This is a genomic window from Nocardioides astragali, assembly GCF_024436375.1.
Lineage (GTDB): Bacteria > Actinomycetota > Actinomycetes > Propionibacteriales > Nocardioidaceae > Nocardioides > Nocardioides astragali.
This window is the reverse complement of record NZ_JAFMZM010000009.1, coordinates 21035-41936: the sequence shown is the minus strand read 5'-3', so window position 1 is coordinate 41936 and position 20902 is coordinate 21035. Positions and strand designations below refer to the sequence as shown.

At 71.6% G+C, this 20902-nt stretch carries 18 protein-coding genes; 10 read left to right on the top strand and 8 right to left on the bottom strand.

The genetic code is table 11. The annotated features are described in order from the left end of the window. Positions 1-104: 104 nt before the first annotated feature. Positions 105-1043, bottom strand: coding sequence for a LysR family transcriptional regulator (locus J3P44_RS24535; protein ID WP_255893148.1), 939 nt, complete (start codon positions 1041-1043; stop codon positions 105-107). A gap of 143 nt (positions 1044-1186) precedes the next feature. Here J3P44_RS24535 and J3P44_RS24530 point away from each other — a divergent pair, with 143 nt between their 5' ends. Genes J3P44_RS24530 through J3P44_RS24505 form a run of 6 tightly spaced genes read left to right on the top strand, consistent with a single transcriptional unit; the run spans position 1187 to position 7242 of the window. Beyond that, positions 1187-2317 (top strand): FAD-dependent monooxygenase, encoded by a 1131-nt coding sequence (locus J3P44_RS24530; protein ID WP_255893147.1) that lies wholly within the window; start codon positions 1187-1189, stop codon positions 2315-2317. A gap of 29 nt (positions 2318-2346) precedes the next feature. After that, entirely contained in the window at positions 2347-3324 is a 978-nt protein-coding gene (locus J3P44_RS24525; protein ID WP_255893146.1) for a VOC family protein, read from the top strand. Positions 3325-3331: 7 nt separating this feature from the next. Next, on the top strand, positions 3332-4315 hold the full coding sequence (locus J3P44_RS24520; protein ID WP_255893145.1) for a fumarylacetoacetate hydrolase family protein: 984 nt from the start codon (positions 3332-3334) through the stop codon (positions 4313-4315). Between the two features lie 26 nt (positions 4316-4341). Beyond that, positions 4342-5061, top strand: a complete 720-nt coding sequence (locus tag J3P44_RS24515; RefSeq protein WP_255893144.1) for an SDR family NAD(P)-dependent oxidoreductase — start codon at positions 4342-4344, stop codon at positions 5059-5061. Positions 5062-5086: 25 nt separating this feature from the next. After that, positions 5087-6268 (top strand): alpha/beta hydrolase family protein, encoded by a 1182-nt coding sequence (locus tag J3P44_RS24510; RefSeq protein ID WP_255893143.1) that lies wholly within the window; start codon positions 5087-5089, stop codon positions 6266-6268. Further along, positions 6265-7242 carry a cyclase family protein gene (locus J3P44_RS24505; protein ID WP_255893142.1) on the top strand — a complete coding sequence of 326 codons (978 nt, stop codon included), beginning with the start codon at positions 6265-6267 and terminating at the stop codon, positions 7240-7242. Before J3P44_RS24510 ends, J3P44_RS24505 begins: the two co-directional genes overlap by 4 nt. Here J3P44_RS24505 and J3P44_RS24500 read toward each other — a convergent pair. Genes J3P44_RS24500 through J3P44_RS24490 form a run of 3 tightly spaced genes read right to left on the bottom strand, consistent with a single transcriptional unit; the run spans position 7220 to position 9453 of the window. Next, complete coding sequence (locus J3P44_RS24500; RefSeq protein ID WP_255893141.1) at positions 7220-7954, bottom strand: hypothetical protein; 735 nt, start codon at positions 7952-7954, stop codon at positions 7220-7222. The two genes, J3P44_RS24505 and J3P44_RS24500, sit on opposite strands and share 23 nt — an antisense overlap. After that, positions 7951-8673, bottom strand: a complete 723-nt coding sequence (locus J3P44_RS24495) for a hypothetical protein (RefSeq protein ID WP_255893140.1) — start codon at positions 8671-8673, stop codon at positions 7951-7953. The genes J3P44_RS24500 and J3P44_RS24495 overlap by 4 nt, the downstream gene beginning before the upstream one ends. A 45-nt stretch (positions 8674-8718) precedes the next feature. Further along, positions 8719-9453: a hemerythrin domain-containing protein gene (locus J3P44_RS24490; protein WP_255893139.1), complete on the bottom strand. Its 735-nt coding sequence runs from the start codon at positions 9451-9453 to the stop codon at positions 8719-8721. Between the two features lie 108 nt (positions 9454-9561). Between J3P44_RS24490 and J3P44_RS24485 the strand changes: the two genes are divergently transcribed. The 4 genes from J3P44_RS24485 to J3P44_RS24470 all read left to right on the top strand — a co-directional run bounded on the left by J3P44_RS24485 (position 9562) and on the right by J3P44_RS24470 (position 16851). Next, positions 9562-13017, top strand: a complete 3456-nt coding sequence (locus J3P44_RS24485) for an ATP-binding protein (protein ID WP_255893138.1) — start codon at positions 9562-9564, stop codon at positions 13015-13017. Between the two features lie 112 nt (positions 13018-13129). Beyond that, on the top strand, positions 13130-15241 hold the full coding sequence (locus J3P44_RS24480) for an MMPL family transporter (RefSeq protein WP_255893137.1): 2112 nt from the start codon (positions 13130-13132) through the stop codon (positions 15239-15241). Positions 15242-15346: 105 nt separating this feature from the next. Continuing rightward, positions 15347-15904 carry a hypothetical protein gene (locus tag J3P44_RS24475; protein ID WP_255893136.1) on the top strand — a complete coding sequence of 186 codons (558 nt, stop codon included), beginning with the start codon at positions 15347-15349 and terminating at the stop codon, positions 15902-15904. A gap of 80 nt (positions 15905-15984) precedes the next feature. Continuing rightward, the gene (locus J3P44_RS24470) at positions 15985-16851 is read left to right on the top strand and encodes an alpha/beta fold hydrolase (RefSeq protein WP_255893135.1); all 867 of its coding nucleotides are present in this window, start codon (positions 15985-15987) and stop codon (positions 16849-16851) included. Positions 16852-16869: 18 nt separating this feature from the next. On the opposite strand, the gene J3P44_RS24465 is transcribed toward J3P44_RS24470, so the two are convergent. From J3P44_RS24465 to J3P44_RS24450, 4 genes are read right to left on the bottom strand one after another with little or no spacing between them, the layout of a single operon-like run. Then, a complete protein-coding gene (locus J3P44_RS24465) occupies positions 16870-17781 on the bottom strand; it encodes an alpha/beta hydrolase fold domain-containing protein (protein ID WP_255893134.1) in 912 nt (303 codons plus the stop codon). A 12-nt stretch (positions 17782-17793) separates the two neighbouring features. Next, a complete protein-coding gene (locus J3P44_RS24460; RefSeq protein WP_255893133.1) occupies positions 17794-18795 on the bottom strand; it encodes a PDR/VanB family oxidoreductase in 1002 nt (333 codons plus the stop codon). Further along, on the bottom strand, positions 18792-19910 hold the full coding sequence (locus J3P44_RS24455; RefSeq protein WP_255893132.1) for an aromatic ring-hydroxylating dioxygenase subunit alpha: 1119 nt from the start codon (positions 19908-19910) through the stop codon (positions 18792-18794). Before J3P44_RS24455 ends, J3P44_RS24460 begins: the two co-directional genes overlap by 4 nt. Positions 19911-19914: 4 nt before the next feature. After that, entirely contained in the window at positions 19915-20898 is a 984-nt protein-coding gene (locus J3P44_RS24450; RefSeq protein ID WP_255893131.1) for an alpha/beta hydrolase, read from the bottom strand. Between the last annotated feature and the right edge of the window lie 4 nt (positions 20899-20902).

The window sequence follows — 20902 nt, the reverse complement described above, 5'->3', positions numbered from 1 at the left end:
CGGGGGAGGGTGACGGGCGTCACGGCGCCAGAGTGGGGCGCGCGAGCGCCTTCACGGAAGTTGACGATTTGGGCCGTGGTATCTACGCCATCGATAGCCGCAGGTCAGAGCGCCTGCTCCGGCTCCTCGGCGAGCTCGCGCCCGAGCTCCTGGAGGGTGCCTCGGAGCCACTCGTGGGCCGGGTCGCGGCGGTGGGAGGGGTGCCACCAGAACCCTTCCTTGACCGGTACGACGTCCCACGGGCAGGGCAGCAGCCGGACTCCGGCCGTGGCGGCGAGGCGGTGCGCCAGCCGGGCCTGGAGCACGGCGATCCGCTGGGTGCCGGCCACGAGGAACGGCAGGGCGAGGAAGCTGTCTGCCGTGATCTCGACCCGCGGCTCGACGCCGAGCATGCTGAGCTGCCGGGCGGCGGGCGCGAACGCGGTCGGCAGGTCCCACATCACCACCCAGGGAAGTCCTGCGAGGTCCTCCATCGTCAGCTCCTCGCCGACCCGGTCGTTGTCCGGGCTGACGACGCAGACCCAGGTGTCCTCGAACAGGTCGGTGAACGGGATGTCGGTCAGGAAGCCGTGGGGGAGCACCACCCCGTCCACCGAGCGCAGGTTCTCGGCCGCGTTGTCCACGAACTCGGGATCGGTCTGGCGCAGCACCAGTCTCACGTGGGGCGCGACGTCGGCCAGCCGCCGCACCAGTCGTTCGCCGAGGACCGCGGTGGCGTAGTCCGACATCATCAAGCGGAACGTCCGCTCCGACGTGGCGGGCTCGAACAGCGGCGAGGCGTCGAACACCCGGTGGACCCCGGCCAGCGCCAGCTCGATCGGTGCCCGGAGCTGCTGGGCCAGCGGGGTGAGCTCGTACTGGTTGCCGGTCCGGTGCAACAGCTCGTCGCCGAAGTGCCGGCGCAGCCGCCCGAGGGCTGCCGACACCGCCGGCTGGCTGAGTCCGAGGCGCTCGGCGGCGCGGGTGACGTTGCGCTCGCGCAGGAGCGCGTCAAGCGTCGGAAGCAGGTTGAGGTCGAGGTTGCGGAGCGTCGGCCCGGTCACCCCGTGACCATAAACCACATGGATGGGGGCGATCATCGATCTGCTCTTCCCTGATGGTGGCGTGGCTCCCACAGTGGTGGACGTCACATCCGTCCCGACACCTCGTCACCTGACGGTCCGCCCGCCACTCCCCGGGAGCTCTCGTGCCCGCAGTTCGATCCGTGCTCGTCGTCGGCGCCGGCGCCGCCGGCTGCGCCACCGCCATCCTCCTTGCCGACGCCGGCGTCTCCGTGGACCTGATCGACCTCAAGCCCGACGTCAGCGCGCTCGGCTCCGGGATCACGCTCCAGGGCAACGCGCTGCGGGTGCTGCGTCAGCTCGGTGTCTGGGACCAGGTCGCCCAGCGAGGCTATGGTTTCGACACCCTCGGCCTCCGCGCCCCCGACCCGGACGGAACCCTGATCGTCGAGCTCACCGACGTCCGTACGGGCGGGGCCGACCTGCCGGCGACGGTCGGCATGTACCGCCCGGACCTGGCGGGGATCCTCGTCGACCGGGCGACCAGTGCCGGCGCCAAGGTCCGGTTCGGCACGACCTACACCGCGCTCGACCAGGACGACGACGGGGTCGACGTGACGTTCGCCGACGGATCCTCCGGGCGGTACGACCTCGTGGTCGGCGCCGACGGTGTCCGGTCCTGGACGCGGCGGCAGCTCGGCGTCAACCTCGAGACCCGGAGCACCGGCATGGGGATCTGGCGGGTGTTCGCGCCGCGGCCCGCCTCGGTGACCCGCACCGACCTCTACTACGGCGGACCCTGCTACATCGCCGGGTACTGCCCCACGGGCGAGGACTCGCTGTACGCCTACCTCGTCGAGGACGCGCAGGACCGCAGCCGGCTCTCCCCGCAGGAGTCCCTGGACGTGATGCGCGGCCTGGCGGCGGCCTACCACGGACCGTGGGACGACATCCGCGCCTCGATGACCGACCCGACGCGGGTGAACTACACCTGGTTCGAGACCCACCTCCTCGACGCCCCGTGGCACCGCGGCCGCGTCGTGCTGATCGGCGACGCCGCCCACACGTGCCCGCCGACCCTCGCCCAGGGTGCCGCGCAGGCGCTCGAGGACGCCGCCGTGCTCGCCGAGCTCCTGCTCGCCCGCGACACGGTCAGCGACGAGCTCTGGACCACGTTCACCGACCGGCGCCTGACCCGTGCCAGAGAGGTCGTGGACGCCTCGGTCCAGCTCGGCCAGTGGCTGCTCGACCACGAGCAGGGCGACGTACCCCGCCTGATGGCCCGGATCGCTCACCTCCTCACCGAACCCGCCTGACCGACCGATCCACGACCCAGGAGCACCTCATGACCACCTCCGACCTGTCCGCACTGCCGACCAACGACCGCGGCGAAAGGCTCATCACCCACCTGCGCCACGTCGACCTCGCGGTCCCCGACTACGACACGCAGCTGCGCTTCTACACCGAGATGTGGGGCCTGTCGCCCGAGACCACCGACGACGGCATCGCCTTCCTCGCGGCCGAGGGGTCGCCCGAGCAGTACTCGGTCCGGCTGCGCAAGGCCGACGAGAAGCGGCTGGACCTCATCTCCTTCGGCGCCGCCACCACCGACGACGTGGACGCGATGGCGCAGCGCCTCGCGACGGCGGGCGTGCAGCTGGTCGCCGAGCCGGACAAGCTGCAGACCCCGGGAAGCGGCTACGGCTTCCGCTTCTTCGACAACGACGGCCGGACGGTGGAGATCTCCTCCGACGTCGCGGTGCGCCAGCACCGCCGAATCGAGGAGGGGGAGTCCATCCCCGTCAAGCTCTCCCACGTCGTCATCAACTCGCCGAACCCTGAGGCCACGGTCGCGTTCTACGAGAAGCACCTCAGCTTCGCGCTGTCCGACACCCTGCACTCGCCCCACATGGGCGAGGTCATGTGGTTCATGCGCACCAACCCCGCGCACCACAGCCTCGCGATCGCCCGTTGCCCGCACGTGTCGCTGCACCACGCGTCGTTCGAGATGCGCGGCATCGACGAGTACATGCGCGGCAGCGGACGCCTGATGCGGGCCGGCGTGGAGAAGGTGTGGGGTCCCGGTCGCCACCTGGCGGGCAAGAACACCTTCACCTACTTCCTCGACCCGCACGGCAACACGATCGAGTACACGACCGAGCTCGAGGAGCTCGATGAGGACAGCTGGCACCCGCACCTGTACGACTTCTCCGACCCCGAGGTGACCGACCAGTGGGGCACCGCGAACCCGATGAGCGAGTTCGTCGCCAAGCAGTCGTTCAACGACCCGGACCGCGGCGTCTTCGTCGCGCCGCCGGTGTGAGCCACGGATGAGACTCGCCACGTTCACCGCACCGGACCTGCTGGCGCCCCGCGTTGGCGTGGTCGAGGACGAGACGCTGCTCGCGTTCCCCGAGGACCTCACCATGCGCGACGTGGTCGCGGCAGGGATCGATGCCGCCGTCCGACTTGCCGAGGTGGCGCGCGGGCGGGAGCCGGCACGACCGCTCTCGTCGGTCCGTCTGCTCGCTCCGCTGGAGCCGGCGTCGGTGCGCGACTTCGTCGCCTTCGAGGAGCACGTCGACGGCGTGCGCCGCAGCGTGGACGGCAGCGCCGGCGTCCCGGACGCCTGGTACGACGCGCCGACGTTCTACTTCACCAACCCGCACACGATCCTCGGCCCGGACGAGGACGTCCCCTTTCCGTCCGCGTGCCGCGCACGTGACTTCGAGCTGGAGGTCGCGGTCGTCGTCGGCGCTCCCGGCACCTCGATGGGCGTCGAGGAGGCCCGCGACCACGTCTTCGGCTACACGATCATGAACGACTGGTCCGCGCGGGACCTGCAGTCGCGCGAGATGCAGGTCCGGCTGGGCCCGGCGAAGGGCAAGGACTTCGCCACCACCCTCGGCCCGTGGATCGTGACCGCCGACGAGCTCGACCAGCGCAAGGACACCGACGGCTTCCTCGACCTGTGGTGCACCGCCGAGGTCAATGGCGTGGAGATCGGCCGCGACCTGCTCGCCAACGCGGGGTGGACGTTCGAGGCGATGATCGCGTACGCGTCCAGGGACAGTCGGGTCGAGTGCGGCGACGTGCTCGGCTCGGGCACCGTCGGCAACGGCGGCTGCCTCGCCGAGCTCTGGGGCCGCGACGGGTCGCAGGACCCCCCGCCGCTCCAGCCGGGAGACCTGGTGACCCTCACGGTCGAGGGCATCGGCTCCGTCAGCAACCGGGTCGCCGTCGCGGACCCCGCGCCGCCGGTCGCGACCGTTCGACGCCGTGATCCCGCTGCCGCCCGGCAGGTCCTGCGATGAGAGCCCTGACGGGACGGACGGTTGTGGTGACCGGAGCCGCTTCCGGGATCGGAGCCGCGGTGGCCGCCGCCGCGCGGGCCGAGGGCGCCCGGGTCGTGGCGACGGACCGCACGTCGGCCGCCGACGTGCGGACCCTCGACGTACGCGACCCAGCCCAGTGGGCCGCGCTTGCGCACGACCTCGCCGACGAGGGGGTGCACGGCCTCGTCAGCTGCGCGGGCACGACGTGGCGCGCCCGCCTCGGAGACGTCACCCCCGACGCGTTCACCGACATCCAGGCGGTCAACGTGCTCGGACCGCTGCTGGGCATCCAGGCACTCGCACCGCTGATGCCGAGCGGCGCGTCGATCGTCAACATCGGCTCGCTCGCCGCGCTCCAGGGGCACTACCCCGTGGCCTACACGGCCAGCAAGTGGTCGCTGCGCGGACTGACGCGGGCGGCCGCCCTCGAGCTCGGGTCGCAGGGCATCCGGGTCAACGCCGTGCACCCGGGGTTCGTCGAGACCTCGATGACCGCAGACGCCACGGCCGACTTCCGTGAGGCCGCGATCACCGGCACCCCGCTGGCGCGGACCGGACGACCCGAGGAGGTCGCCGCGGTCGTGTGCTTCCTGCTGAGCGACGCGGCCTCCTTCGTCACCGGCGTCGACCTGCCCGTCGACGGTGGCGCCGCCTCGCACGGGGGAGCGAAGACCGTCTCCGATGCGCTCCGTCCGCACTACCGCCCCCCGACCCCGGCCGCCTGACCAGGCACACGACAGAAGGATCACGATGTTCGAGTACTTCCCGGGCAACTACGTCTGGAACCTGGGGGTCGTCGCGACCCTCAACAGCGGCGGGACGATCGACGAGGTCGACCGGGCCTGCCGACCGCTCCGCGAGCTCGCCGGCCAGGGCTCCGACGTCGGGACCGGCGAGTTCATGGCGGCCTGGCGACGAGTCGCCGTCCAGCTCGAGGAGCAGGCCGTCGACGCGGAGAAGGCCGGTCACCTCCGCACCGCCGGGCAGAAGTACTTCCGGGCGTCGGTCTACGTGTCGCAGGCGGAGCGGATGCAGAGCGCCAAGGACCCGAGTCGCAACGACGAGTACCTGCGCAGCGTCGACCTCCTGGTCCGGTCCCTCGACCTGATCGACCCGACCACGACGAAGGTCGAGGTGCCGTACACCGAGGATGGGGTCGAGGCGAGCCTGCCGGCGTACTTCTGCAACGCCTCGAGCGACGGCACGCCGACGCCGGTGATGATCCTGTGGAACGGGCTGGACTCGACCAAGGAGATGATGGTCGGCTCCGGCTTCCACCACGAGATGGCGGCGCGGGGGATCTCGACGCTGATGGTCGACTGCCCCGGGAGCGGGGAGGCGCTGCGGCTGTGCGGGCTCACCGCACGCGTGGACACCGAGGCATGGGCGGCGGCGTGCGTCGACTGGCTCGAGAACCGCGCCGACGTACGCCGCGACCGGATCGGGCTCGCCGGCTGGTCGCTGGGGGGCTACTACGCACCGCGGGCGGCGGCGTTCGAGAAGCGCCTGGCGCTCTGCGTGGCGTGGGGCGCCAACCACAACTGGGGAGAGGTGCAGAAGCGCCGGCTCAACCGCGAGGGCGAGAACCCCGTGCCGCACTACTGGGACCACGTCCTGTGGGTCTGGGGCGAGGACGACATCGGCCGCTTCATCGCCAGGGCCGAGGACGTCCACCTCGACGGGGTGGTCGAGCAGATCACCGTGCCGTTCCTCATCGTGCACGGGGAGAACGACCGCCAGATCCCGGTCGAGCTCGCGCACCGCTCCTTCGAGCAGGCGGTGAACAGCCCGAAGCGGGAGCTGCGCGTCTTCACCGCCGAGGAGGGCGCCGCCGAGCACATCGGGCTGGACCACCTGCCGCTCGTGATCGACCACATCGCCGACTGGGTCTCCGACACCTTCGCCGAGCTCGACGGAGCAACGCCGCAGTGAGGCCGGACCAGCTGGACCGGTCCGATCCCGAGGGCGCGATCGCCGCGACGGCCGCCCGGGTCTCGAACTGGGGGCGCTGGGGCGACGACGACGTCCTCGGCACGATGAACTTCCTCACCGACACCAAGCGGCGCGATGCCGCCGGCCTGGTGCGGACCGGGCGCTCGTACTCGCTGTCCCAGTCCTTCGACATGGACGGTCCGCAGAAGGGCTGGCGGCGACGGACGAACCCGGTGCACACGATGCTCGACACCGGGGTCGATGCGGCTGCGGGCGTCCAGGGCTTCCCGCACGGCATCGGGGGCGCCGACGACGTCATCGCGATGCCGCTGCAGTGCTCCACGCAGTGGGACGGGCTGGGCCACATCTTCGACCACGGGCGGGCGTGGAACGGCAGGCCGGCCGAGCAGGTCGTCACCAGCCTCGGCGACCGGGTCACCGGCATCGAGACGGTGGCCGACCTCGTCGCCGGCCGGGGGGTCCTGCTGGACGTCGGCCGCGCGCTGGGGGAGGACGGCGAGCTTCCCGACGGCTTCGCGATAACCGAGGAGCACCTCGAGGCCACGATCGCGGCGCAGGGCCCCACCACGGCCGTCGGGCGCGGCGACATCGTCCTCGTCCGGACCGGACAGCTCACCCGCGCGCGTCGTGAGGGATGGGGCGACTACGCAGGAGGACCTGCGCCCGGAATGTCCTTCACGACCGCCGAGTGGCTGCAGGCGACCGAGATCGCGGCGATCGCCACCGACACCTGGGGATTCGAGGTCCGTCCGAACGAGTTCGACCACGCCTTCCAGCCGCTCCACCAGATCGCCATCCCGCACATCGGGCTCTTCATCGGGGAGATGTGGGACCTCGATGCCCTCGCCGATGCGTGCGCCGCCGACGGCCACTACGACTTCTTCCTCACCGCATCACCCCTCAGGATCACAGGGGCGGTGGGTGCGCCCGTCAATCCGGTGGCCGTGCGGTGAGCGTCGGGACGGACGCGACGAGGTCGGGCGCGGAGCGCAGCCAGTGCCAGGCCAGCGCGCCGACCCACAGCTCGAACCCGAGGGTGCTCACCGCGAGCACGGGGAACAGCGCACCCGTGACGAGGGTCGCGCTGCCGAGCACGCTGAGTGGCAGAAGCACGAGGCCGACCCTCGGCAGCCACCGCGACGTCCCCGCCATGCGCAGGCCGAGCACTACGGCTCCGATGAAGAACACGCGCGGAAGCGTCGAGAAGGCCAGCGAGTACGGCGCGATCGAGTCCCAGCCGGCCAGAATGCGTACGTCGGTGCCACCGGCCGCGGTGTCCAGGGCGACGTCGTGCAGGACGCCGGCGAACGGCCAGGCCAGGGCGAGCATGGTGCCTGCGGCGACCGCGACGGTGGAGAGGACCCCGCTGGCGTCGACACGCCGGAGGCGGACATGGACGGCGCCGAGGAACCCGAGCAGCGACGTTCCCGCGATCATGAACGCGTAGTTGCTCAGTCGGTAGGCCGTCTCGGCGTCCAGGATGTCGTGGCCGCGCTCGAGGGCGGGATCGCCCGGGGAGCCGACGTTCGGCAGGACGAAGACCGCCATCAGGATCATCACGGTGAGCTGGCCCGCCGCGAAGGCGATGCCGAAGCGGGCGCTGAGCCTGGTCACGGCGTGGTCCTCGGCCGCCCCCGCGGTGGTCACGCGGTCGACGGTCGTCATCGCCGTGCCCCCGTCGCTCCTGGTGCGGGATCCCCGGTCAGGGCCGCCGTCCGGAGGAGACCGATGGCGGCCAGGGTGAGCCACAAGGGGCCGGTCATGCCGGCGAGGTACTGCAGGGGGCTGATGCTCAACAGCGTGGTCAGGGCGCCCAGCACGAGGCTCGTCCACGCCAACCACGCTGGTACGACGCCGAACTGGCGACCAGCGCGGCCGAGCGCGAGGGCGGAGGCTCCTGCACCGGCCCAGAGCCACGGCACGGTGCCGATCCAGTGTCCGAAGAACACCGCTGTCTCCGGGACCATCTGCTCGGGATCGTTGAGCCCGGAGACGAACTCGGTCGTGAGCGCGGACCCCATGAGCTGGGCGACCGACGCCAACATCAGGCCGCCGGCGGCGACGTCGGGAACCAGGCTGCCGTGCGGGACGCGCGTCGCGATGAACCTGCGCAGGCCAGGGGCGAACACCAGCAGCAGGAGCGCCGAGGTCATCGCGGCGGTGTGCATGACCAGGATCTGCGGGACCTGGTCGGCCAGCCTGTCGACGATGCCGGGGGCGTCTCCCGCGACCGTGGTGTCGTAGACGCCGTCGGCCAGGCTGCTGGCGACGATGCTGACGAGGCCTGCCATCCCGGAGACCAGGCCGGCGACGGCCCATCCGCGTCCGGTGGGAGCGTCCACGGGTGGGGCGGCAGCCTCGGCGGTGCCGTTGGTCATGGTCATGGTGGTTCTCCTTGCTTGTGGTGGTCGTGTGTGGCGAGTGGTGGGTCAGGCGTAGCGGAAGGCACGGCGCTCGCCGCGTTCGAAGCGTCCGCGCAGAAGGCGCAGCAGCAGGGCGTAGCCGGGAGGGGTGGTCTCGAGCAGTCGTTCCCTGGCCTCGTCGGGGACCTCGTCCATGACCCACGGGAGCAGGAAGGGGACCATCTTCAGCGGGTAGTGCTTGCCCACGGCCTTCTCGAACGCCTGGTTCTCCTTCTCGCTCAGCGTCCGCTGCAGCATCGGAAGGGCCTGCGTCTCCTCGTGGGCCAGGTGCTCCAGGAGAGCCTCCCGGGCGGCGCTGAGCCGGATCTCCAGCGCGTTGCGGTGATCAGTGCACGGATGGTCGCTCATCGCCGAGAAGGCCGCGTGGCCGGCGGTGAGAGCGGCATCGAGGCGCTCGTGCTCCGCCTCCATGTCGGCGAGCGTCGTCAGGTCCTCCTGGGCGCCGGCCCGCTCCGCGTGCCGTTGGAGCAGCGGCCACAGCTCGGCGTCCTCCGCGGAGTGGTGGTGGTGGAGCACGTCGGACAGCACCAGCCAGCGGGCGAGCAGCGCGGTCCACACCGCATGCTCGGAGATCGGCGTGTTCTGGACCGCGGCGACGAACCTGGCGACGTCGCGACGTAGGGCGTGGTGCATCACGTACATCCCCGTCTGGTCGTGCGGACCTTCGGCGGTGTGCGCCTGTCCGGGCAGGGTCAGCTGACGGCGTGGGGACGTGGTGCGGGACTCGATGTGCTCAGGCATGGTGCCTCCCTTGGACGACTGGTGATGCCGACGATCCCGCGAGCTTCTTGTGCGCGACTCCAGTGGGACTTGAGGACGAAGAGTCCGCTCGACCGATAGGTTGCGCCCGTGTGGGTCCGCGTGCTCGGTACGAGCCAGGTGGCGCTCGGTGACGATCCCGGGGCCACCGTGGACGTCGGTGCCCGCAAGCCCCGCTCGGTGCTGGCCGCGCTGGCGCTCAGGCTCGGCGGCGACGTCCCGCCCGACGCGCTGGTGCGTCTGGTCTGGGGCGAGGACGCGCCACGGGGTGCCTACGGGACCCTGCACTCCTACATCTCCGGCATACGACGGGTGCTCGAGCCGGGCCTGGCTCCTCGAGAGAGGCCGCGGGTGCTGCTCACGAGTGATCACGGCTACCGGCTGGCGCTGAGCCGTCAGCACGTCGACGCGCACCGCTTTGCGGACGAGGTGCGTGTCCGGCACCGGCTGCTCGCCCCGTTGAGCACCCAGCTCACCACCGGGCCGAGCGCGGGCTGGCCGACCAGAGACGAGATCTCGCAGCACGTCGACGCCCTCGAAGGGATGCTCGGGCTGTGGACCGGTGAGGCGTACGCCGACCTGCCTGACGAGCCGGAGGTCGATCTCGAGCGAGGCTCGTTGACCCAGCTACGCCTCAACGCCGAGGAAGCCAGGGTCCTCGGCCTGCTCGCGCTCGGCGACCACGCCGTCGTAGTCGCCGCCACCGAGCAGGCGACGGCGCGCTACCCCCTCCAGGAAAGGGTCTGGGCGTTGCACGCCCTGGCCCTGACGCGCTCGGGTCGCCAGGCCGAGGCGCTGGAGGCGCTGCGCCACATCCGCTCGGTGCTGGCCGACGAGCTCGGGCTGGACCCCGGCCAGGAGCTGCGCGACCTCGAGCAGGCCGTGCTGGTGCAGGACCCGCTTCTGCAGCAGTGGTTGCGTCCACCGGTCGAGGTGGTCGCGCCCGACCCGCGGCTGACCGAGCCAGTGACCGGCTCGCCCACCGCACCCGGGACCGGGAGGGTGTCGGCGCCCGGCACGGCCACGGGGTGGACGACCGTCGGGCGCGAGCGCGAGGTGGCCGCCCTGCTGGGGGTCCTCGACCGTGCCGAGTCCGGCACGCCGGCCACGGCCCTCCTCGTGGGCGAGCCCGGCATCGGCAAGTCCCGGCTGGTGGAGGGAGTCTCGTCCATCGCGACCGAGCGTGGGTTCTGGGTGGTCACCGGGCGCTGCTCGCAGGACGACGGTGCCCCGACCCTCTGGCCGTGGGGCCAGGCACTGCGTGAGCTCGCCCGCCTCGACGGAGGGGAGCTGGACTCCGGGGTCGAGAAGCTGCTGGCCGGAACGCCATCGGGAAGCGACGAGGGCGCCGAGCGACAGGCGTTCCGTGCGTGGCAGACCCTGGCGCACGAGGTGACGTCCAGGTCACTCGACCGGCCCGTCCTCCTGGTCCTCGAGGACGTCCACTGGGCCGACACCGCGACCCTCAAGGTGCTGCGACACCTCGTCTCGACCGCTGGTGACGGTCACCGCTTGGCCGTGCTCGTCACCCGGCGGTCGTGGCCCGAGCCGATCGGCGTCCTGGCGGAGGTCGGGGAGGAGCTGGCCCGCCGCCACGTCACCCGGCTCGACCTGTCCGGACTGACGCCGGAGGAGGCGAGAGGCTTGGTGCAGGGCGTCGCGGGCGGGGTCGTACCCGCAGACGTGGTCGCGCAGTGGCACGCGCGGTCCGGCGGCAACCCGTACTTCTTGATCGAGCTCGCGCGTCTCGGCGTCCTGGAGACGGGGGACAGCGCCGCCCTGCCTGCGACGGTCCGGGACGTCATCCTGCGTCGGCTGCAGGACGTGCCGGAGCGGACGCGCTCCCTGCTTCTGCTCGGCGCCGCGCTCGGGCGACGATTCTCCCTCGACCTCCTGGCCGCGGTGGCGGGTGATCCCGTCGAGGACGTCGACGACGCACTTGCACCGGCACGGGAGGCCGGACTGGTGGAGGAGCCCGAGGCCGGGGTCGTCGCGTTCACCCACGCGCTCACCCGCGATGCCGTGGCCACGACGACCAGCCCTTCGCGGCTGGCCCGACTCCACGCCCAAGTGGCCCACACTCTCGACGACGAAACCCTGCTTGCGGGTCTGGTCGGCCCCGAGGAACGGATCGCCGAGCTGGCCAAACACTGGCTCGCGGCCGGGCCCACCCACGCCAGTCGGGCCTGGCGCGCCGCAGTCGACGCAGCGGAACAGGCCCGCCGCACGTTCTCGTGGGTGGAGGCCGAGCAGCTCGTCGCCGCGGCCATCGCGGCGCACGGCCGAGATCCCCTGGGCACGGCCACCCAGCGGATCGACCTGCTGCTGACCCGTGCTCGCGACTGCCGTCCGAACGCGGAGTGGGACCAGGTGCTGCCCTGCGCTGCGGAGGCCATCATGCTCGCGCGCCGCGAGGAGGACCTGGTCCGGCTTGCGGCTGCGGCCGCGGCGTCCACCGACAACGCGGTCTGGCTGCCGCAGCAGTGGAACGAGGTGCCCGAGGACACCATCGAGGACCTGCGCTGGGCGATGTCCGAGCTCCCGAGCGGCGACTCAGCGGATCGCTGCCGCGTGATGCTCGCGCTGGCGCTGATGCTGTACTACGACCCCTCCGCACAGGCCGAGGTGAGAGCCCTGGTCGACGAGGGTGTGGCGATGGCCCGCCGGATCGGTGATCCCGCGCTGCAGTCCTGGTCCGTGCTCACTGCCTGGAAGGCACTCTGGACTCCGGCGCACGCAGACGACCGGCTCGCTCTTGCCCACGAGGCGCTCCGGGCCACCCGGGAGGCCGGAGACCCCGACGCCGAGACGGTGGCACTGGTCGTGCTGACGGCCAACCTGCTCGAGCTGGGCGACCGTCCGTCGTACGAGGCGGCCGCGCGGGCGACCGAGCGGCTCGCGACTCGACGCCGCAACACCTACGCCCAGATGGCGCTGTGCTGGCTGGACCTGAGCATGGCCTCGCTGCGAAGCGACGAAGACGCTGCGAACCGACTGGCCGAGGAGCTGTACGAGCTGCGTCCGCGACTGAACCCCGGAATGGAAGGCCTGCACATCGTCGGCATCCATCTGGTCTCCCACATGTGGGATGAGCGGATCGGGGACCTGATCGAGCCGATGACGGCCGCCATCACCGCATCGAACAGCGACATGGTCAACGATGTCCTGCTCCTCGCACTCGCACGCACCGGCGATCTCGAGAGGTTGCGCAACGAGCTGCCCAGCACGGTGGACCATCAGGTGCCCAACTGGAGCAGCGTGACGACGTGGTGCTCCTTCGCGGAGGCCGCCACGGTCGCACAGGACGCGGGCATGGCGGAGCGGCTGGTCAGGCGTCTCGAGCCGTTGGCCGGCCAGGTTGCTCTCAGCGGCATCGCGAGCGTGATGGGCCCGGTCGACGGCTACCTCGCCCTGGCCCTGGCCGCTTCCGGCAACAGGGTCGAGGCCTCGAAGGTGGCCGACCGGGCCGTGGAGCAGTCCGACGAGTGGGGCTTCACGGCGTACACCGCCTGGCTGGCCGGACACCGCGAGCGCCTCGGCTTCTGACGAGGTGCCGGGGCGATCGCCCAAGTCGGGTCCAAGCCCGACACAAGCACGCGCGAAGATGCGGTCGGCAGGGTCCTGGGGACAACCTCGCCGACCACCTCAGGAGATCCTCATGTCCTCGTCCCTCTACCGTCTCGGCCGCTCGTGTGCCGCCCACCCCTGGCGGGTGGTGGCTGCGTGGGTCCTGCTCGTGGCCACGACGGCGACGCTCGCCTTCTCCTTCGGCGCCCCGCTGCGCGACGACTGGGACGTGCCGGGAGCGGCGTCCCAACGCGGCATAGATCTCCTGCGTGAGCACGGCGTCGGCGGGTACGCCAGCGCCAGGGTCGTGGTCCACGACCTCGACGGGACCGCGCTGCCGCCAGGGGAGCTCGCCGAGCTCACCGGACGGCTGCGTGCTCTCGACCACGTGGGGGACGTCGGGCCGGCCAGGCTCAGCGCTGACCAGGCCACCGCCGTCCTCACCGTCCAGTACGCCGAGCCGGTGACCCATCCCGACCTGATGGGCAACATCGAGCCGCTCCGGGCCGCGATCGCCGAGACCATCGACGCCGGCTACCAGGTGGAGCTCGGAGGCGACCTGCCCGACACGGCCGGCGAGGCCTTCGGCGGCACCGGCGAGCTCATCGGGATCGCCCTTGCGCTGCTGATCCTGGTCATCGCCCTCGGATCCGCGGTCGGCGCCGGGCTGCCGATCGCGGTGGCCATCGCCGGGCTCGCCGCGGGCGGGTCGGGAATCACCCTGATCGCCGCGACCATGGACGTCAGCACCTCCGCGCCCACTGTCGCGTCCATGGTGGCGCTGGGCGTCGGTATCGACTACGCCCTTCTCCTGGTTGTCCGCCACGTGGAGAACCTCCGCCTCGGCCACGACACGCTCGAGGCGGCGGGCCTGGCCGTCGCGACGGCCGGCCGGTCGGTCGTCTTCGCCGCACTCACCGTGCTCGTCTCGCTCATGGGGCTCCGTCTCGCTGGCCTCTCGACCTACGACTCGTTCGGTCTGACGACGGCCACGGCGGTGGCGTTCGTCGCCGCGGCCGCCCTCACCCTGGTGCCGGCGCTGTGCCGCATCGGAGGCCGCAAGCTGCTCCCGCGCGCCGTACGCCGTGACCGACCGGTGCGCGGACGGGAGCCGTTGACCGCACGCTGGGCCGCACGCGTGTGCCGCAATCCCCTCGTCTGGGCCCTGGTCAGCCTGGGGACGCTGCTGGTGCTCGCCGCGCCGGTGCTCGACCTGCGCACGTGGCCCGGCGACGCGAGCAGCCAGCCCGCGGAGGCGACCACCCGCAAGGCGTACGACCTGGTCTCAGCGGGGTTCGGCCCCGGCGCGAACGGTCCACTCACCGTGGTGGTGCCCACCTCGGAGATCGGGGTCGCGGACGAGGTCGTGGCCAGCCTGGGCTCCGACGACCGCATCGCTCGCATCGATCCGGTGGTCACCACGCCGGACGCGGCGCTGTCGATCATCACTGCCGAGCCCGTCTTCGGACCCAGCGACCAGCGCACACCGGAACTCATCGACGACCTGCGCGCGCAGCTGCCGCCGAGCGCGGAGGTCACCGGGTGGACGCCGTTCTTCTCCGACATCTCCCAGATGCTCGAGCAGCGACTCTGGCTGGTGATCGCGTTCGTGGTCGGCGTCTCGGTGCTGTTGCTCGGGCTGATGTTCCGCTCCGTGCTGGTGCCGTTGAAGGCCGCTGTCATGAACCTGCTCTCGATCAGCGCCGCCTACGGCGTGCTCGTCGCGGTCTTCCAGTGGGGCTGGGCGGCCGAGCTGATCGGGGTCGACCGTCCGATGCCGGTGTCGAGCTGGATGCCGATCCTGCAGTTCGCGATCCTGTTCGGGCTGTCCATGGACTACGAGGTGTTCCTGCTCTCGCGGATCAGGGAGGACTACCTGCGCACGGCCGACCCCCGGGGCAGTGTGGTGCGGGGACTGTCGTCCACCGCGCGGGTGATCTCGTCGGCCGGCGCGATCATGGTGGTGGTGTTCCTCGGGTTCGCCAGCGAGGCCGACGTGGTCGTCAAGCAGCTCGGGCTCGGGATGGCGGTGGCCGTCTTCCTGGACGCGACCCTGGTCCGGATGGTCCTGGTGCCCGCCACGATGTCGCTCCTGGGGCACCTGAACTGGTGGGTCCCGAAGTGGCTGGACCGGTTGCTCCCCGGCGCGCGCGTGCAGGCCGAGCTCTCCGCGGCGCCCGACCTGGTCGGCGTCGGCCACTAGGGCCAAGCGCGGCGCAAGCCGGTCCCAAGCGAGGGCCAAGCGGGCGCGGCGAGGGTGGTGACACCGCCCGCCCCGACCGGGGGAGGGCCAACCGGAAGGCATCTCATGCGCTCCTTGTCCATCACCCTCACCGCCCTCGCCCTGACTGCGGGTGCCGTGTCGATCACCGTCCCGGCCGCAGAGGCCCACGACGACGGAACCCCCTACGTCGAGCAGGACCTCTCGGGGCAGGCGGCGGCGACGCTGGCCAAGCTCCGCAAGAAGCTGCGTCCGCTCGCCACCCCGGAGGCGGCGGTGGCGGCGGGGTACCTGCCGACCGACGAGTGCGTCGACAGCCCGCACGGTGGCATGGGCTATCACTACGTCAACCTCGACATCTTCTTCAGCGACCCCTTCGACCCCATGAACCCGCCGATGCTGGTCTACGTGCCCACCAAGGACGGTGGCCGCACGCTGGGTGCGGCGGAGTGGGCCGCGATCGACGGAGACCAGGACCTGGAGACCGACGAAGACCGACCCTCGATCCTCGGGGTCGAGTTCGACGGGCCGATGCTCGGTCACGAGCCCGACCAGCCGATCCACTACGACCTGCACGCCTGGCTCTTCGAGCGCAACCCCGAGGGCGTCATGGCGCCCTGGAACCCCCGCGTCACCTGTCCCTGACGTGGAGCCCGCGCGGGGGCGGCGTCCAGGTGCCTCCGCGCGGGCTCCACCGGCTGGCCGGTCGCGGCTAGCCTCGTGCCATGTTCGAGGGGTTTCAGCTGGAGCAGGTGGAGCTGGACGACGTCTCCGTGCGCGTACGTCACGGGGGTTCGGGGACGCCCGTGGTCCTCCTGCACGGCCATCCGCGCACGCACACGACCTGGCACCAGGTCGCGCCGTTGCTCGCGCGGCAGCACGTCGTGGTGTGCCCGGACCTGCGCGGCTACGGGCGTTCGACCCTGCCCCCCGATGAGCCCGACCACGCCCAGTCGAGCAAGCGAGCCATGGCCCAGGACGTGGTGAGCCTGATGAGGGTGCTCGGGCACGACCGCTTCGCGGTGGTGGGGCACGACCGGGGGTCGCTGGTCGCGTTCCGCACGGCCATGGACCACCCGGCGCACGTCTCGCGCCTGGTCGTCATGGACGGACTGCCCGTCGTCGAGCACCTCGAGAGGACGGACGCGCGGTTCGCCCAGGCCTGGTGGCACTGGTGGTTCCTCGGCCAGACCGTCAAGCCGGCCGAGCGCGTCATCAACGCCGACCCGGACAGCTGGTACACCACACCCCCGCCGGAGAGCATCGGCGTCGAGAACCACGCCGACGTCTGGGCCGCCCTCCGCGACCCGGCCGTGGTCCACGGCATGTGCGAGGACTACCGGGCAGGCCTCGGGATCGATCGCGAGCACGACGAGGCCGACCGCCGGGCGGGCCGGCGGGTCGCGTGTCCGACCCTTCTCCTGGAGTCGTCACGGGACGACCTGGACATCCACGGCGACCCGAGGCCGATCTGGGCGCCGTGGCTGGAGCAACCCCTTCGCCACGCGGTGATCGACTCCGGTCACCACCAGGCCGAGGAGGCGCCGGAGCAGGTGGCGGGCGCGTTGCTGGAGTTCCTCGCCACCACCTGATGGGACTTGGCGGCGCGCTCAGACGACCGCCGCGCCCACCTGCCGGGCGATCCGGGCGTAGACCTGGCGAGCCAGCTCGTCGTCGTTGCCGTCGTAGCCGTGGTCAGCACCCTGGACCACGTGGTGCTCGACCAGGGCGCCCGCCCGACGGAGCCGCTCGGCGTAGCGATCGCCCTCGTCGCGGAGCAGGTCGAGCTCGGCCGTGATGACGAGTGCCGCGGCGATGCCGGTGAGATCGGCGGTGTCGGCCGGGTTGGCGGGGGAGACCAGGCGGTCCGTGCGCTGGCGCGGGTCGGGGACGTAGGAGCCGTCGAAGACCTCGGCCATCCAGGGCTTCAGCATCGGTCTTGCGGCGACCGCGGACTTGTCCTTCGCGCTCGTCGCGAGGTCGAGCGGGGGGTAGTGGAGGACCTGCAGCGCGATCCGGGGACCGCCACGCTCGAGGGCCAGGCGGGCCACGGCGGCGGCCAGGCCGCCGCCGGCGCTCTGTCCGCCGATGGTGAGCCGGTCACCGTCCCAGCCCTGGTCGGCGCCGTGCTCGGCGACCCATCGGACCACCTCGTACGCCTGGTGCGGCGCGGCGGGGAACGGATGTTGGGGTGCGACGACGTAGTCGACGTTCACCACCGTCACTCCTGCCTCGGCGGCGAGGTAGCGGCACAGCGGGTCGTCCATCTCGGTCGACGCCAGGACGTAGCCGCCTCCGTGGAAGTTGACGTGGACCGGCGAGGGGTCGTCGGTCGGCGGCAGGTAGACCAAAGCGCTCGCCGTGCCGACGGACGTCGGGATCCTCAGCTCGCGGCTCCTGCGCGGCAGCTCCGGCCATCGCTCGCGGGCGCCGGCGGTGGCGCGTCGCTCGCCGAGGCCGACCGCGCCTTGCATCGCCCTTGCGGCCAGCGCCGCCATCCGCGGGTTCGAGAGGAGGGACATGCGGTGTCCGATCTAGGGGAGGGTCAACGACAGCGTCGGGGGCGCGCTGCCGGTCCGGGAGACGACCCGCGACACGCAGGTCGAGATGGATCGTCCGTCGGTCTTCTGGGTGGTGCTGAGGAAGACGTCGCGGTGGTCGATGGTGCCGTCGACCTCGTCGATGTCGAGCAGGCACAGGCCGCACTCGCCCTTGCGGCAGTCGTACATGAGGTCGACGCCGGCGCGGGTGAGTGCGTCGAGGAGGGTCTCGTCGGTGCGGACGGTGGTCTTCACCTGGCGTTGGGGGATGGTGACGAGGAACTCCTCGGGCTGGAACCAGCCGCTGCTGCCGAAGGTCTCGAAACGGAGGTTGTGCGGTGGCAGTCCGGTGGTCTCCCACTCGCGGCGGACGGCGTCCATCAGCCGGATCGGGCCGCACATGTAGAGCTCGGTGGCCGCGGCCAGCCGATGATCGCCGATCGAGCCGACCAGGTCGGCGACGTCCAGTGGTGTCTGCTCGGCGTCGACGTGCACCACGAGCCGGTCGCCATGGAGCTCGGCCAGCTCGTCGAGGTAGGCCATGCGTTCGCGGCTGCGGCCGACGTAGACGAGCGTGTAGTCGGCACCCACGGCGCGGAGCACGTCGGCCATCGCGGCGAGGGCGGTGATGCCGATGCCGCCGGCGAGCAGCACGTGCCGGGGGGCGGTGACGCTGAGCGGGAAGTTCTGAAGCGGTTGGGTGACCGGGAGCTCGTCGCCGTGGGCGAGGGTGTGCATGAACGCGGACCCGCCGCGGGACTGTGGCACCTCGAGGACGCTGATGGTGAGCCGGGAGCCGTCGTCGGTGGACTCGACGATGGAGTAGGACCGGACGTCGGTGCCCTGGCCGATCGGGAGGCGTACGTCGAGGTGGCTGCCCGGCGCCGCCCGCCCGCGTGGTGGCCGCTCGATGACGATCCGTCGCACGTTGTCGGCGACCGGTGTCGACGAGACCACGGTGCCGGTGGCCCAGTCGGGGTGGGCGGTGGTGGTCATCGCGCCGACCCGACCGGCGACCCGACGGGGGCGCGACTCTCCGCCTGGAGCATCCGGTCGAGGATCCGGCGCACCCACATGCCGCCGGCGTCGATGTTGAGGCTGTAGAACTCGTGGTCGGGGTTGGCGTCGATTGCGGCCTGTTGCGCGGCGAGCATGGCCTCGTCCTCGGCGAACACGCCCTTGACGCCCTCGCGCAGCTGGGTGGTGATGAGCTGGCTGTCGAGGCGGTAGTTGCGCATGAACGCCCAGAAGTAGTGCGAGGTGCGGTCGGTCTCCGGCGTGATGGTGTTCATGACGTAGCCGTTGACGCCCTGGCTGCGATCACCCTCGGGGGCGCCGGTGCCGGCGCGGGCGACGCCGACGTCGATGCAGATCGTCGAGGGCGCGTAGTAGTGGATGATCTGCCAGCGGTCGACGCGGCCCTCGAAGCCAGGGAACCGGTCGCGGATGTTCTTGCGCCAGAACGGCGGGGGCTCCACGTCGAGCATCCACCGCTCCACCGTCACGGAGCCGTCGTCCTCGAGCCGGGTCCGGAACGGCGACTCGCTGAGTTCTTCCTGCCCGATGCTGGAGCCGTGGACGAACTCCTCGTGGGTGAGGTCCATCAGGTTGTCCAGGATCAGCTGGTAGTTGCACGGCGCCTCGATCATCAGGCCGTCGCCCGCCCACGCGGGGTCGTCCATCTGGTGCATGTCCGGGATCAGGTCGGGGTCGGCCTGCGTCAGGTCGCCGGGCCACACCCACAGGTAGCGGTGCCGCTCGACGACGGGGTAGGACGGCACCATCGCGGACGGGTTGAGGGTCTCCTGGGCCGGCATCGCGGTGCACCGACCGGCGGAGTTGAACCGCAGGCCGTGGTAGGGGCACTGCACCTCGTCGTCGCCGACCAGCTTGCCCATCGACAGGGGTGCGAGGCGGTGCCAGCAGGCGTCGGCCAGCGCGACCGGTCGCCCGTCGGTGGTGCGGTAGAGCGCCATCGGCTTGCCCGCCACGGTCCGCGACATCAGGCCCTTGCTGGTGACCTCGTGGTCCCACGCGACGGCGTACCAGGCGTTCAGCGGGTGAGGGAAGATCTTCGCCGCCACCTTCCCGCTCGCCATCAGCTCGGCCATTCCCTCACACCGCCTCGGGGACCGGGGCGTGCAGCCGGCGCCGCAGGCCGTCGACGACATCGGCCAGGATCTTCTGCGAGAGCACGGTGTGCGAGAGCCAGGTGCACGAGTGGAAGGCCCCGGAGTAGACGTGGAGCTCGGTGGGCACCCCCGCCGACATCAGCTGCTGGGCGTAGGCCATGTCCTCGTCACGGAGCGCGTCGAACTCGTAGGCCGTGACGAGGGCGGGCGGCAGCCCGGCCAGGTCGGTGGCGCGTGCCGGTGCGGCGTACGGCGACACCCCTTCGGTCCCGCGCACACCCGGTCCCAGGTAGCTGTCCCAGCTGATCTCCATGTTGGCGATCGTCGTGACGGGGATGCTCTCTGCTCCGAGCGTCCGCATCGACCTGGTCGCGAGGCGGTCGTCGAGCTCGGGGATCCCGAGGAACTGCACGCACAGGCGCGGACCACCACGGTCGCGCGCCAGCAGGGCGACGCCGGCCGAGATGCCACCGCCGGCGCTCTCACCACCGATCCCGATCCTGTCGGGGTCCACGCCGAGATCGGCGGCGTTGTCCGCCACCCAGGTCAGGGCAGCGAAGCAGTCGTGCAGTGCGGCCGGGAAGGGGTGCTCAGGTGCGAGGCGGTAGTCGACCGAGAACACCACGGCACCGACCTCCGCAGCGAGGCGTCGGCAGTCGGCGTCGTAGAGCTCGAGGCTGCCGACGACGAAGCCGCCGCCGTGGACGTAGACGAGCGCAGGCAGGGGAGCGTCGTGGGCGGCCGGACGGTAGCGACGCACCCGGACGTCGGGAGCACCCTCCGGACCGGGGACGAGCAGCTCGTCGACCGTGAGCGGGACGAGCGAGTCGTACGGCGGCAGCAGTCCCAGCAGCGTCGCCTCTCCGTCGCGGGCGGCCGGGATGTCCGCGAAGGACAGCTGGGCGAAGGCCGGGGCGAACGGTGCGAGCTCCGGGTCGTAGTCGTAGTTGATCGGGGGAGTGCTCATGTCA

Bases quoted from the DNA above. Each gene is read 5' to 3' on its own strand.
- J3P44_RS24525 (WP_255893146.1), top strand. From the start codon at position 2,347: ATGACCACCTCCGACCTGTCCGCACTGCCGACCAACGACCGCGGCGAA.
- J3P44_RS24520 (WP_255893145.1), top strand. From the start codon at position 3,332: ATGAGACTCGCCACGTTCACCGCACCGGACCTGCTGGCGCCCCGCGTT.
- J3P44_RS24510 (WP_255893143.1), top strand. From the start codon at position 5,087: ATGTTCGAGTACTTCCCGGGCAACTACGTCTGGAACCTGGGGGTCGTC.
- J3P44_RS24500 (WP_255893141.1), bottom strand. From the start codon at position 7,954: ATGACGACCGTCGACCGCGTGACCACCGCGGGGGCGGCCGAGGACCAC.
- J3P44_RS24495 (WP_255893140.1), bottom strand. From the start codon at position 8,673: ATGACCATGACCAACGGCACCGCCGAGGCTGCCGCCCCACCCGTGGAC.
- J3P44_RS24490 (WP_255893139.1), bottom strand. From the start codon at position 9,453: ATGCCTGAGCACATCGAGTCCCGCACCACGTCCCCACGCCGTCAGCTG.
- J3P44_RS24480 (WP_255893137.1), top strand. From the start codon at position 13,130: ATGTCCTCGTCCCTCTACCGTCTCGGCCGCTCGTGTGCCGCCCACCCC.
- J3P44_RS24475 (WP_255893136.1), top strand. From the start codon at position 15,347: ATGCGCTCCTTGTCCATCACCCTCACCGCCCTCGCCCTGACTGCGGGT.
- J3P44_RS24470 (WP_255893135.1), top strand. From the start codon at position 15,985: ATGTTCGAGGGGTTTCAGCTGGAGCAGGTGGAGCTGGACGACGTCTCC.
- J3P44_RS24465 (WP_255893134.1), bottom strand. From the start codon at position 17,781: ATGTCCCTCCTCTCGAACCCGCGGATGGCGGCGCTGGCCGCAAGGGCG.
- J3P44_RS24460 (WP_255893133.1), bottom strand. From the start codon at position 18,795: ATGACCACCACCGCCCACCCCGACTGGGCCACCGGCACCGTGGTCTCG.
- J3P44_RS24455 (WP_255893132.1), bottom strand. From the start codon at position 19,910: ATGGCCGAGCTGATGGCGAGCGGGAAGGTGGCGGCGAAGATCTTCCCT.
- J3P44_RS24450 (WP_255893131.1), bottom strand. From the start codon at position 20,898: ATGAGCACTCCCCCGATCAACTACGACTACGACCCGGAGCTCGCACCG.